The organism is Rhodospirillales bacterium, from assembly GCA_016712595.1.
Lineage (GTDB): Bacteria > Pseudomonadota > Alphaproteobacteria > Rhodospirillales > Defluviicoccaceae > Defluviicoccus.
The window spans coordinates 925523-938565 of sequence record JADJQT010000002.1 but is presented as its reverse complement, the minus strand read 5'-3'; the positions used below and the strand labels follow the sequence as shown (position 1 = coordinate 938565).

Here is a 13043-nt window from a genome sequence, read left to right as displayed (position 1 = left end):
TCGCGCCTGCGGATTCGGCACGCACCACGGCTGCGATCACGCCTCGCGGACGTCGCGGACGCCGGCAATGGCGCGCAGGCGGGAGACGAGCGCGCCGGTGATGCGCACGGTCCCGGGCAGGACGATCTCGACTTCACGGCCGGCGCCGAGCCAGGGGATCAGGCGGATCTGACCACGACCGGCCGGCGCCTCGGCGAGCGCCTCGCGAAGTCGCGGCAGCGGGCCCACGGAATCAACGTAAATCTCGACGCCTTCGGCCAGCCGGTCCATTACCTGATCGAGGGCCTCAAGGCGCTGGACGACACAGCGCACCGCATCGCCCTCGACCTGGGCGGTCGCGTGCAGCAGTAGCGAGGCGCCGGCGACGAGGCGCTCGCGCTCGCTCGCCAGCAACTCGGAAAAAACGGTAACCTCAAAGACACCCGAGGTATCGGAGAGCTGGACGAAGGCGTACTTGCTGCCCTTGGACGAGGTGCGCTCCTTGCGGGAAATGACGGTGCCGGCGAGCAACACCGCGCCTGAACGGCCGGAGGCGACGAGATCAGCGTAGCGCACGACCTTCAGCCGCTTCAGCCGCGCGCCCCAGGTATCGAGCGGATGGGCGGAGAGATAAAAGCCGACCGCCTCCAATTCCTCGGCCAGCCGCTCCATCGGCGGCCAGTCGGCGACATCCGCGACCTGCAGGCGCGGCGCGTGATCGAAGGCTGCGCCGCCGAACAGGCCGATCTGATCGTCGTTGCGCTCGCTCGCCGAAGCGCTGGCGCAGCGCAGCATCGCCTCGACACTATCGTGGACCTGGCGGCGGTTGGCAGAGAGCGAGGTAAAGGCGCCGGCGCGGGCAAGATTTTCGATCTGCCGCTTATTCAGATGCAGTCCGCCCAGCCGCCGGGCGAAGTCGGTGAGCGAGGTGAACGGCCCGCCACGACGACGCTCGTGCGCGAGGGCCCGCGCCGCCGGTTCCCCCACGGTCTTGATGCCGGTGAGCGCGTAGCGGATCGCCCCTTCTCCGTCGGGACCGTTGCCGTCCGCCTGGCCGTCCTGTTTGGCTCCGCCGGCGATCCGCTCGACACTGAACGTCGCTTCCGAGGCGTTGATATCGGGCGGCAGCAGGCGGATACCGAGCCGGTTCAACTCCTGGCGGAAACCGTTGAGCTTGTCGCTGTTGGCGAGATCGAACGTCATCGAGGCGGCGAAGAACTCGAGCGGGTAGTTCGCCTTCAGCCACGCCGTCTGGTAGGCGATCAGCGCGTAGGCCGCCGCGTGCGACTTGTTGAAGCCGTAGCCGGCGAACTTGGCGACGAGGTCGAAGATGTGGCTCGCCTTGGCTTCGCCGACGCCGCGGCCGACGGCACCGGCAACGAAGCTCGTCCGCTGCTTGTCCATCTCCTCCTTGATCTTCTTGCCCATTGCCCGGCGCAACAGGTCCGCCCCGCCCAGCGAATAGCCGCTGAGCTCCTGGGCGATCTGCATGACCTGCTCCTGGTAGATCATGATCCCATAGGTCTCGCGCAGGATGGGCTCGAGCGAGGGATAAAGGTAATCCGCCTCCTCATCACCGTGCTTGCGACGGATGTAGCTGGGGATGTTGTCCATCGGACCCGGGCGGTAGAGGGCGACGACGGCGATGATGTCCTCGAAGGTATCGGGTTTCATCTTGCGCAGCACGTCGCGCATGCCCGAGCTTTCCAACTGGAAGACACCGACGGTATCGCCGCGTCCAAGCATAGCGAAGGTTTTGGTATCGTCGAGCGGCAGGCAGGCGAGATCCACCGGCGGCCCGCCCCCTTCGCGGATCAGCGCGATCGTCTGGGCGAGCACGGTCAACGTCTTGAGCCCGAGGAAATCGAACTTCACCAGGCCCGCCTGCTCCACCCACTTCATGTTGAAGCCGGTGACCAGCAGTTCCGAGCGCGCATCGCGGTAGAGCGGAATGAGCTCCATCAGCGCCCGCTCGCTGATAACGACGCCTGCGGCATGAGTCGAGGCGTGGCGGTAGAGGCCTTCGAGCTTGCGGGCGATATCGACGAGGCGGGCGATTGTCTCGTCCTCGGCGACCATCGCCTGCAGCTGCGGCTCGACCTTCAACGCGCCGTCGAGGGTTACCGGGTTCGCCGGATTGTTGGGGACCAGCTTGCAGATGCGGTCGACCTGACCGTAGGGCAGGCCCATGACCCGGCCGACGTCGCGCAGCACGGCGCGCGCCTGCAACTTACCGAAGGTGATGATCTGTGCCACCCGCTCGGCTCCGTACTTGGCGTGGACGTGACGGATGACCTCGTCGCGGCGGTCCTGGCAGAAATCGATGTCGAAGTCCGGCATCGAGACGCGCTCGGGGTTGAGGAAGCGCTCGAACAGCAGGCCGAAACGCAACGGATCGAGGTCGGTGATGCGCAGCGACCAGGCAACCACCGAGCCGGCGCCCGATCCGCGGCCGGGGCCGACCGGGATGCCCTGCTCCTTCGCCCAGCCGATGAACTCGGCGACGATGAGGAAATAGCCGGCAAACCCCATCTTGCAAATAACGTCGAGTTCGAAGGCTAGGCGGGTCTGGTAGTCGTCATCGGAATGCCGCCGCCCCTCAGCCGACAGAGCGGCGAGACGCTGAGCGAGACCAAGGCGCGCCATCTCGCGCACGACGTCGTCTTCGCTCCGCTGCGGCCCGCAATCGAAGGGTGGCAACATCGGCTTGACCGTCTCGATGGCGAAAGCGCAGCGCCGGGCGATCAGCAGGGTATTGTCGGCGGCGTCCGGCAGATCGGAGAATAAAGCACGCATCTCGGCAGCCGACTTGAAGCCGTGCTCGACCGTCAGCCGCCGACGATTGGCGTCGTCGAGATGCACACCCTGAGAAATACACAACCGCGCGTCATGCGCCTCGTAGAGTTCGGGCGTGGTAAAATAGGCCTCGTTGGTGGCACAGATCGGCAGGCCGCGATGCTGCGCCATTGCCAGCAGCGCCGGTTCGATGGCCGCTTCGTTCTGCAAGCCATGACGCATGAGCTCGACGTACAGCCGGTCGCCGAACGCGTCGTGCAGTCGCTCGAGCAGCGCGTCTGCCGCCTCGCGTCGCCCGTCGAGCAGCAAGCGGCCCACCGGTCCGTCCGGTCCTCCGGTGAGCAGGATCAGCCCGCCGGCGTGCGCGCACAGGACATCGAGCGGAACGCAGGGCTCGCTCGCGGCGGCGTCCTCCGGACCATAAGCGTGCGCCAGCAGGCGAAGAAGATTGGTGTAGCCCTGGGCACTTTGGACCAGAAGGACAAGCGGATCGGACGACGGCGAGCCCTGCGCCCGGCCCGGTGCCGGTCGTGCTGCCGGCGTTGCGGCGACGACGGCGAGTTGGCAGCCGATGATTGGCTGGACCCCCTTCTCGCGCAGCGCCGTCGAGAACTCCATGCCCCCGAACAGGTTGTTGGTGTCGGTCATGGCGACGGCCGGCATGCGGTGTTCGACACACAGGCGGGCGAGATCCTTGACGCGTATCGCTCCTTCGGACAGCGAATACGCCGTGTGCACCCTGAGGTGTACGAAACCCGCCAGAGTGTCGGTCTGCCTCATCTCGTTCTCTCCGTGCACCGACATTCGACTCGCCCGTCTCCAGGGACACGGGCGAGACAGACCTAACACAATCCAACTGGGCGCGTCACTGGACGGGGGCATCCGCTGTGCCGGACGGACTGAAGGATGCCAGCGACCTGACAGTTGACGTATAGGCGTCGATCACGCCGCTCATGCCCCCGCCACGCCTGCTGAGACGGCCTCGCCCAGCACCGGCCCCGGCGCCAGCGACGAAAGCTGGATCATAATCGCCAGCGCCCAACTCCTCTCGCGACGCTTGAGTCATATTTAATCAACTAATGCGATCTCAAATCCAACACTGAACGATTTTCGATTGTGAAATCGTACGTTGTTAAACGTAAGCATCCACCAAAATAGGACAAAAAGTTATTGACGAGACAATATAAGTTTTATATCCTATCATCAGGACTTAAGGGTCTGCCGTCGATATTATTAGGGAATACGGCAGCGTTTTTGCCCGCAGGCTGACCGCCATAGCATCGACTTTTCCGCCCTAAGCCCACGCGGTTGCGTCGAGGTTCATTTTCGTTTCGACGCCGCGAGGACCGACGGCCGGAGGGGCGGCTTCTTGGGCCTTCACGCGCGTTGCGCTCCCCACGCCGTCGCCGCCCACGCGGAACGTTCTTAGACGCAGCGCGGCTTCGCCACTGTGAAGAACTGGGCGCGCGACCGCTCCGACGATCCATGGACAAAACACCGGGAATCCGGCCCCGACGACTTCGCTTTTCATTTTATCTGCCAGTGGACCATAGGCGCTGTCTTTGTTTGTTTTTCACAATAAAAATTACAGTATCAGCCATAAAATACAATACTATAAAAAAGTATATCTGTTTTTCATTTATCATAATCTACAATTATGACTGTCCAATATTATATTTGCAATAAAAAGTGCTCGGATGTGCCCGGAGAGCGTAGATGCAATCGTAATACTGGAGAAAGTAATATGCCTGGTACTCGAACTGCTCTTCAGGGTCTTCTTGCGGATTCGGCGGGCACGCCGTCGCAACCTCCTGCCCCGCCGGTTGGGACGGTATTCGTCGCGGCCGCGGTGGTGGATGCCAAGGCGCCGGCGATTCATTCTGATTTCGCGGTGACGGCCAATGGGTTGGCGGTTCCGGTCTATTCCGCCAAGTACGCCAATTCCTATGCGTATGTCAGCGGGGTCAATCCCTCCTTCGACTGGCTCGGGTTTTGCAACTTCGACTGTGACGGCGAGGTGCTGATCACCGTCAAAGTCTCAAATCGAACCGTGACCTCGGTGAAGATTTTGCCCACGGCGTCTCGCATCACCCCGACAATTTCCGGGAATACGATTTCATTCCGAATTACTGCTAACCAGCACTTTGAAGTCCAGGTCAACGGAAGCGAGGCCAATCCCCTTTATATTTCCGCCAATCCCATCGCTTCAACCCCGGCCGCCGACGCCAACGTTACGGTCTATACGCCAGGATTCCACGATGTCGGCAGCGTGACATTGGCGGCCGGCAAGACGATCGTAATTCCCGATGGCTGTATCGTCAGCGGACAATTCGTGCTGAATAATGACTGTAAAATTCTTGGCCGCGGCATCATCACAAATGTCAACTATGCATGGGGCTCGGGCAAGCCAATTATCAGTTACGGGGCCAATTCCCGCATCTCAGGCATAACCATCGTTGATTCCCCGGGTTCAATGTCTCGCTGTGGAAGTCCGATAATTGCGAGGTCGATTGGATCAAAATATTCGGTTGGAGAAATAATTCCGATGGTATCGATATTTACAGCCTTAAGAACGGATGGGTGCACCATTGCCTTGTCCGTGGCCGGGATGACGGCATAACCCTCAAGTGCACGCCATCCGATAACCGGTCGACCGACAGGGTGCTCGTGGAAAATTGCTTCGTCGTCAATGATTACGGCGGGCGGGCAATCAGAATCGGCGCCGAGACCCCGGCAGACTACATCCAGAACGTGACATTCCGGAATATCGATGTCGAGCATTCGCACGCGTCGCATGCGATCGATATCGAAGCATCCGATCACGCGGCAATTCAGAATATCTTATTCGAAAATATACGTGTTGTTGGACATCATGGTCACACCGCAACATACACCGGAGACGGCCAATGGTGTTCATTGAATATTGTAAAAAGCGTTTGGAGCGCTGATACCGTTCGAGGTTCAGCATACAATATAACCCTGAAAGATTGCTCCTTTGACGGCCAGCCCCTCCCCAGCGCGTTGAACGGATTTGACGCCACGCACAAAATGGACGGCGTCCACTTCATAAATTGTCGCAAAAATGGCGTGCTGATCCAAAGCAACGCCGACTGGAACCTGACCCAGGGACAGTATGCAATCAACGTTACCTATGCGGATTCGGCGGGCATGCCGTCGCAACCTCCCGCCCCGCCGGCCGGGACGGTATTCGTCGCGGCCGCGGTGGTGGATGCCAAGGCGCCGGCGATTCATTCTGATTTCGCGGTGACGGCCAATGGGCTGGCGGTTCCGGTCTATTCCGCCAAGTACGCCAATTCCTATGCGTATGTCAGCGGGGTCAATCCCTCCTTCGACTGGCTCGGGTTTTGCAACTTCGACTGTGACGGCGAGGTGCTGATCACGGTCAAAGTCTCAAATCGAACCGTGACCTCGGCGAAGATTTTGCCCACGGCGTCTCGCATCACCCCGACAATTTCCGGGAATACGATTTCATTCCGAATTACTGCTAACCAGCACTTTGAAGTCCAGGTCAACGGAAGCGAGGCCAATCCCCTTTATATTTCCGCCAATCCCATCGCTTCAACCCCGGCCGCCGACGCCAACGTTACGGTCTATACGCCAGGATTCCACGATGTCGGCAGCGTGACATTGGCGGCCGGCAAGACGATCGTAATTCCCGATGGCTGTATCGTCAGCGGACAATTCGTGCTGAATAATGACTGTAAAATTCTTGGCCGCGGCATCATCACAAATGTCAACTATGCATGGGGCTCGGGCAAGCCAATTATCAGTTACGGGGCCAATTCCCGCATCTCAGGCATAACCATCGTTGATTCCCCCGGGTTCAATGTCTCGCTGTGGAAGTCCGATAATTGCGAGGTCGATTGGATCAAAATATTCGGTTGGAGAAATAATTCCGATGGTATCGATATTTACAGCCTTAAGAACGGATGGGTGCACCATTGCCTTGTCCGTGGCCGGGATGACGGCATAACCCTCAAGTGCACGCCATCCGATAACCGGTCGACCGACGGGGTGCTCGTGGAAAATTGCTTCGTCGTCAATGATTACGGCGGGCGGGCAATCGGAATCGGCGCCGAGACCCCGGCAGACTACATCCAGAACGTGACATTCCGGAATATCGATGTCGAGCATTCGCACGCGTCGCATGCGATCGATATCGAAGCATCCGATCACGCGGCAATTCAGAATATCTTATTCGAAAATATACGTGTTGTTGGACATCATGGTCACACCGCAACATACACCGGAGACGGCCAATGGTGTTCATTGAATATTGTAAAAAGCGTTTGGAGCGCTGATACCGTTCGAGGTTCAGCATACAATATAACCCTGAAAGATTGCTCCTTTGACGGCCAGCCCCTCCCCAGCGCGTTGAACGGATTTGACGCCACGCACAAAATGGACGGCGTCCACTTCATAAATTGTCGCAAAAATGGCGTGCTGATCCAAAGCAACGCCGACTGGAACCTGACCCAGGGACAGTATGCAATCAACGTTACCTATGCGGCTTAGCATCCCGCTGACCAAGCGTGAGATGTTCATGATGAGGATCAATAAGACGAGGATATTTGTTTAAGGGGCACCTCAACACATCGGTGTGAGCAAAGCGGATTTCGCGTTGCTCGGGGATTGAATCGCCATCGAGACATGCCATTTGCTTGAAGCCGGCCGGCGCGCATTCGCCCCAATGCGCGTCGGCGCGGACCCTGCCTTTCTGTTCGGAATTACCCTCGAGCCATGAGCATGAGCTCCCGCCGCCTGGGATGGGTCGCCTTCCAGCATCGCGATTTTTCCCTCTATTGTCTTGGCCGGTTTTTGTCCGCCGTGGCCTTGCAAATGCAGAATGTCGCCGTCGGATGGCTGGTGTACGACATCACGCGGGATCCCCTGGCGCTTGGGATCGTCGGTCTCGTGGCGTTCCTGCCGGCGATTTGTCTGGCGCTGGTTACCGGTCATGTCGCCGACCGCTTCGACCGGCGAGCCGTATTACTCGTCTGCTATGCGCTCACCATTGCTGCCGCTGCAGGCCTGCTTGCCTTCGCCTGGCACGGCTTGCAGGCGGTCTGGCCGATCTATCTGCTGACCTTTGTGATCGGTGCCACCCGCGCCTTCGCCAATCCCGCCGGCCAGGCGCTGGTTCCGAACCTCGTGCCGGTCGAGCATTTCAGCAACGCCATCGCCTGGACCTCAACCGCCTGGCAGACCGCGACCATTGCCGGGCCGGCGATCGGCGGGCTCCTCTACGCGCTGGGCGGCGCCGTCGTGTTCGCGATCTCGACGACGCTGTTTATCGTCGTGTTTGGATTGTTCGCGGCAATACGCTACCGCTCGCAAACGCGCGCTCCGGAAAAAACCAGCTGGACGACCCTCGTCGCCGGGATTCGCTTCATCCGCCAAGAGCCGGTGATCCTCGGCGCTATTTCGCTCGACCTTTTCGCGGTGCTCCTCGGCGGGGCAACCGCGCTACTGCCGATTTTCGCGGCTGATATCCTTAATATCGGGCCATGGGGACTGGGCTTGCTGCGCTCGATGCCGGCGGTGGGTGCTTCGTGCACGGCCCTTTTCCTCGCCTATCGGCCGCTAACGCGGCGCACCGGCCGCAGGATGTTCGAGGCCGTCGGCGTCTTCGGACTGGCGACTGTCTGTTTCGGCGTCTCAACAAGCCTCGTCTTCTCGCTCGCCTGCCTGCTCGTGCTCGGCGCGGCCGATATGGTCAGCGTGTTCGTTCGTCAAACGTTAGTGCAGATCGAAACGCCGGACGCCATGCGCGGACGGGTCTCGGCGGTCAATACCGTTTTCATCGGTGCTTCGAACGAGCTCGGAGAGTTTGAATCCGGCATGCTCGCCTCACTGATCGGCACCGTGCCGACGGTTGTCGCCGGCGGGATTGGCACCTTGCTCGTCGCCGTGCTGTGGGCGCGTTGGTTCCCCGCCCTGCGCCGCCGCGATCGGCTGATCGCCGACGACGGCCAAGCGCGCTAGCCGGCTGGCATCAACGGTCCGCCGATCGGCGTCAGGGTCTCCGAGGTCAGGCTCGGCTGAACCGCTTCCGCGTGCAGACGCTCGTTCAAAACCTTGGGAAAAGGAACCGCTTTACCGCCGTCGGCAAGATCGAGCCAGACGAGCACGCTCTCGCTGGTGGCAAAGCAGAGGCCGTCCTTGAACAGACCTTGCACGAAGGTGCAGGACGTGCGGCCCACGTGTTCAATGCGCGTACCGATCGCAACATCACCGGGATAGTGCGCCTGGGCGAGGTAGCGCACCGTCAACTGCAAGATAACCCAGCCGGCGTGCTCGCCAGCCGTCGATCCGGGCCACAGGGCCTCCGCATATTCAACCCGGCCGGTCTCGCAATAGGTCGCGGTGGCGACATTGTTGATGTGCCGGTAGCGGTCGATATCGGAGAAGCGAACCGTATCCCGCGTCCAAAATGCATAACTTCCGACATCGGTACGATTTTTCCCCGCCTTTGTCTGATCATCCTTCATGGTTTTCGTTGGGTCCCTTATGAACCGCTGCCGGCCGGAGGGCCGTGAGCGCGACGAAAAGCGTCGCAGTGTCGATGTGCGAGGACACGACGGCAATTTCAACGCTTCTTGCGCGCAAGCCAGCTTGGCGCCGGATGAATAGCTCAGGAGCGATTCGCCTTGGCCGTTTGCGCCCGGCGCCGGGCGTCATTCTGATCGCGCATCGTCCTCGCCGAGTGGCAGGGTTTGCAGGCGCTGCGCAGATTTTCGCAGCGATTATCCCAAGGATTGCGGTTGATGTGATCAACCTCTGTCGCAGGCGCCTCGCCGCAGAATTCACAAAGGGGATCGACCGAGAGCTTCTCCTGTCGCAACTTTTGCCAGGTTGCACTCTTGTAGGCGCGGTTGTGATGCTTTGGTCGCGCGGCCTCCATCGCCTGGCGGCGCATGCGTTCACGATCAGCTCGGCTGGGATCAATAGGTTTCCACGGCATCGCGGGTCTGTTCAGGGCAAGATGAGGCCTAACCGCACGGCAGCGACGACCGCCTGCATGCGATTGGTGGCGTCGAGTTTGACCATGCTGCGCTTGAGATGAAAATTAACCGTGTGCTCGGACAGGCCGAGGATCTTGCCGATGCTCCAGGCGCTCTTACCGCGCGCCGTCCATGTCAGGCACTCGCGTTCGCGATCGGTGATATGCACCGAAGCCGGCCGTTCCGTATCCCGACGGACGGTTCGGGAATAGGAAATCATGAATTGAATAGCCACGAGCTGCAATTTTGCCAGATTTGCCCGGTGCATCGCCGCGGCGTGCTCGGTCGCAAGGCTGGTCACGTAGGTTTCGCCCCTCGGGCCGTGAAGAGGAATGCTCACGCCATTGAACAAGCCGGCATCACGGCTCTCGATGAGAACGCGCCGCTGCTTGGGAGATAGCTGCACGCCACGCAAGAGATCATCCCAGACAAGCGGCCCTTCTTCGTGGGGTGTCTGTAAGAGCACCGGGTCGTACACTTCGTAGCTATTGGCGCGATAGTGACGGATCCACTCTTCCGGCACGTTGGCCGTGATGACCGGTGACAACTCTGCGAGGCCCAGCGCTTGTTGAGCGGCGGCCGTTACCGCGACGAGAGCGATCCGATGGTAGCCGAAGTGGCCCGCAGCATGGCGGAACGCATCGAAAACCCCCTGCGGCGCCGTCGCTTGGTCGCAGCGATCGATGAAGTCGGTCACGCGCAATGCTTCCGTTTCGTAGGACGGAGCAGACGCAACGATGACCTCTTTCGTATTCGCACTGCCGGGCTTGTTCGTATTGTCGGGGATCATCGGAGCAGCCCGTCGACGGCACACCGCCAAGTCATGATGTCGATAGGCCGGGCTTGGTGCAGGAGTGACGTCCAGGCGTCCAGCATGACCGCACCTCCTCGCGAACGACTCTTAAAAACAGGGTAGCGACACTGAGTTTGGGCCCGTAATATTACCCCATATGAGTAAAAAAAGTCATTTTGGCCATATTGTCAAGCGCGTGTGTGGAAAATACGCGTTTTACTCGCACGATCCTCGATGCCGCCGTCATTCAGGCGAATTCGACGGCGTCAATCCACTGGATTCGGTAGGTTTACCGATTGCGATTTCCCCCTTTACCGTGCGCGGGCCTGAATGTCCGCTCGCAAGACGAGCGGAGACGGATCGTATAGAGCAGACGGTTTGGAGGGTGAGATGTCCAGCAGCGAGACGCCCGGAAGCCAACCGGAACTCATTAACGCCGCTATCCCGTTGGTCGCCGGGTTTTCCCTTGCCGATCTTCCATATGGCGAATGCGACGACGATAGCGTGGATCGGCACGCATTCGAGACGCGCCTCACCGAGCTGATTCAGGCGGCGATCATCGCCACCGCTCGCGCAAGTCAATACTTTCGCATTGCTCGACAATTCCTGATGGCTGCGCGTCGTGCGCGCGACCTCAATCAGGATCGTGATGCGATGGCCGCGCATCTGCACTGCGCGCTCGATGCGCGCTGGCAAGCCCGCCGATGTCGAAGTTTTGCCCTTCTGTGCCGACGGAGAGCCGACTGTCTCGCCGCGATCGCCAACGGCCGCTGACCGGTTCATGCCCGCCACGCAAGTCGGAAGGAATTGATCGAAAGGATTTTGACGCAAATTTTTTCAATATCCGCGTGGAGCCATCTGACGATCCCTCGCCGCCGCCTGTCGTTTGTCCTGGTATAACCCATTTGAGCCATGTACAACACGTATAAGTGGCGATGCGTATCGTCCTGCGCGGAAGTACCGGGCTGCCGATCGGGCATGCTGCCGCGTTGGCGCGCGATCGCCGGAAAGGACGCTTCGTCGGCCACTCGATGGCGAAGATCACTGGCCCGAACGCCTTCGCGGCGCGGTACGCGCGGCGAAGCAGCGCCCGATGGATCACCGCAGCGACGGCGGCCATGTCGGCCTCGTCCGCATTCTCTCCGTCACCGAGTGCCGCTTCGGCGTTCTATGTTCGCGACCAGAGCGCCTCGTCGCTTGCCAATGCCCACGCCGGGGCAACGGCTGACGCCGAAGACCTGACATACATGTTCTTCAATGGAGCGGCTCTTGCCGGGGTCCCCAGCAGCGGCGTTGCCATGCTTGGCACGTTCACGCACGCGCACGCCCGTTTCGACGACGGACGAGCGTCAAACGCCCTGGGTTCACCGATCGGTGGCGGAAACAGCGACGGCGGTGGCAACACGCTCGTCCCGGCGCTTTATGGTGCCTGGAAACTGGATGAGACTTTTACCCAGCTCGCGGACGTCGTGCTCGGGCTTGCGATCAATGCCCCCTTCGGATTCGAGACGGAGTACGATGAGGACTGGATCGGGCGCTATCACGCCGTGCAGTCGCGATTACGTACGATCGACTTCAACCCGGTCATCGCCTATCGGCCCATCGACGGCCTTTCGATCGCGGCGGGGTTACAGGTCGAATACGTCGATGCCAAGCTTACAAGCGCACTCGACTTCGGCTCACTGGGCGCCGCAAATGGCGTCCCCGGCGCGCAACCTGGCGCTCAGGACGGTTTTGCCAAGCTTACGGGTGACGACTGGGGTTATGGCTGGACGGCCGGCCTGCTGTTCGAGCCCTTGCCCGGAACCCGTCTCGGGCTCTCCTATCGTTCGGCCGTTCACCAACAACTGAAGGGGGATACGCGCGTGCGTCTCGACGACGCTGGCGTCGGTGCGGCGCTCGGGGTCAAGCCGGGAACGACGGCGGCACGGGCGAAACTGACACTGCCCGAAGTCATTGGCATCGGACTCTACCAGGACCTCCCGCATGGCTGGGCAGTGATGGCCGATGTAACCTGGACTCGCTGGAGCCGATACCGTGAACTTCGCATCAGCGTCAGCGACCCGGCAAAGCCGGATGACGTGACGGAAGAGGACTGGCGCGATACGTGGTCTTTTTCCGCCGGCGCGACCTATCGTCCGTCGGAGGATTGGGCCCTGCGAACCGGCATCGGCTACGATCAGAGTCCGACCCGCAATAAGACCAGGACGCCGCGAACGCCCTCGAACAACGGCCTGCTGATCGCGCTCGGCGCCAGCTACCAAGCCGCGCCCAACATCGGCTTTTCGGTAGGCTATGGTCACTATTTCATCGAAAGTGCCCGCATCGGCCTTGCCGCCGACGAGCCTGGAAACGCCGCTCGCGGAAATCTTTCCGGATCGAGCCACAACGGCGTCGACATGCTCGCCCTGCAGGTCAACTGGTCATTTTGAGTGGGAAAGAGTTCGGTG

Annotated in this window: 9 protein-coding genes; 4 read left to right on the top strand and 5 right to left on the bottom strand. The window is 60.6% G+C overall.

The window, feature by feature from the left end:
• Positions 1 to 36: 36 nt before the first annotated feature.
• A complete protein-coding gene (gene dnaE / locus IPK66_16110) occupies positions 37 to 3555 on the bottom strand; it encodes a DNA polymerase III subunit alpha (GenBank protein MBK8176715.1) in 3519 nt (1172 codons plus the stop codon).
• 964 nt (positions 3556 to 4519) lie between these two features.
• Between dnaE and IPK66_16105 the strand changes: the two genes are divergently transcribed.
• The 3 genes from IPK66_16105 to IPK66_16095 all read left to right on the top strand — a co-directional run bounded on the left by IPK66_16105 (position 4520) and on the right by IPK66_16095 (position 8781).
• Positions 4520 to 5395, top strand: coding sequence for a hypothetical protein (locus IPK66_16105; protein MBK8176714.1), 876 nt, complete (start codon positions 4520 to 4522; stop codon positions 5393 to 5395).
• Positions 5396 to 5442: 47 nt separating this feature from the next.
• The gene (locus IPK66_16100) at positions 5443 to 7311 is read left to right on the top strand and encodes a hypothetical protein (protein MBK8176713.1); all 1869 of its coding nucleotides are present in this window, start codon (positions 5443 to 5445) and stop codon (positions 7309 to 7311) included.
• 231 nt (positions 7312 to 7542) lie between these two features.
• Positions 7543 to 8781 carry an MFS transporter gene (locus tag IPK66_16095; protein MBK8176712.1) on the top strand — a complete coding sequence of 413 codons (1239 nt, stop codon included), beginning with the start codon at positions 7543 to 7545 and terminating at the stop codon, positions 8779 to 8781.
• Here IPK66_16095 and IPK66_16090 read toward each other — a convergent pair.
• The 4 genes from IPK66_16090 to IPK66_16075 form a co-directional block, all read right to left on the bottom strand.
• Entirely contained in the window at positions 8778 to 9287 is a 510-nt protein-coding gene (locus IPK66_16090; GenBank protein ID MBK8176711.1) for an acyl-CoA thioesterase, read from the bottom strand. The genes IPK66_16095 and IPK66_16090 overlap by 4 nt on opposite strands.
• A 143-nt stretch (positions 9288 to 9430) precedes the next feature.
• Positions 9431 to 9760 carry an HNH endonuclease gene (locus IPK66_16085; protein MBK8176710.1) on the bottom strand — a complete coding sequence of 110 codons (330 nt, stop codon included), beginning with the start codon at positions 9758 to 9760 and terminating at the stop codon, positions 9431 to 9433.
• Between the two features lie 11 nt (positions 9761 to 9771).
• Positions 9772 to 10590 carry a LuxR family transcriptional regulator gene (locus IPK66_16080; protein ID MBK8176709.1) on the bottom strand — a complete coding sequence of 273 codons (819 nt, stop codon included), beginning with the start codon at positions 10588 to 10590 and terminating at the stop codon, positions 9772 to 9774.
• Between the two features lie 246 nt (positions 10591 to 10836).
• A complete protein-coding gene (locus IPK66_16075; GenBank protein ID MBK8176708.1) occupies positions 10837 to 11376 on the bottom strand; it encodes a hypothetical protein in 540 nt (179 codons plus the stop codon).
• A 152-nt stretch (positions 11377 to 11528) separates the two neighbouring features.
• Between IPK66_16075 and IPK66_16070 the strand changes: the two genes are divergently transcribed.
• Complete coding sequence (locus IPK66_16070; protein ID MBK8176707.1) at positions 11529 to 13025, top strand: outer membrane protein transport protein; 1497 nt, start codon at positions 11529 to 11531, stop codon at positions 13023 to 13025.
• The last annotated feature ends 18 nt before the right edge of the window (positions 13026 to 13043 follow it).

Bases quoted from the DNA above. Each gene is read 5' to 3' on its own strand.
- IPK66_16095 (MBK8176712.1), top strand. From the start codon at position 7,543: ATGAGCTCCCGCCGCCTGGGATGGGTCGCCTTCCAGCATCGCGATTTT.
- IPK66_16075 (MBK8176708.1), bottom strand. From the start codon at position 11,376: ATGAACCGGTCAGCGGCCGTTGGCGATCGCGGCGAGACAGTCGGCTCT.
- IPK66_16090 (MBK8176711.1), bottom strand. From the start codon at position 9,287: ATGAAGGATGATCAGACAAAGGCGGGGAAAAATCGTACCGATGTCGGA.
- IPK66_16080 (MBK8176709.1), bottom strand. From the start codon at position 10,590: ATGATCCCCGACAATACGAACAAGCCCGGCAGTGCGAATACGAAAGAG.
- IPK66_16085 (MBK8176710.1), bottom strand. From the start codon at position 9,760: ATGCCGTGGAAACCTATTGATCCCAGCCGAGCTGATCGTGAACGCATG.
- IPK66_16105 (MBK8176714.1), top strand. From the start codon at position 4,520: ATGCCTGGTACTCGAACTGCTCTTCAGGGTCTTCTTGCGGATTCGGCG.
- dnaE (MBK8176715.1), bottom strand. From the start codon at position 3,555: ATGAGGCAGACCGACACTCTGGCGGGTTTCGTACACCTCAGGGTGCAC.
- IPK66_16070 (MBK8176707.1), top strand. From the start codon at position 11,529: ATGCGTATCGTCCTGCGCGGAAGTACCGGGCTGCCGATCGGGCATGCT.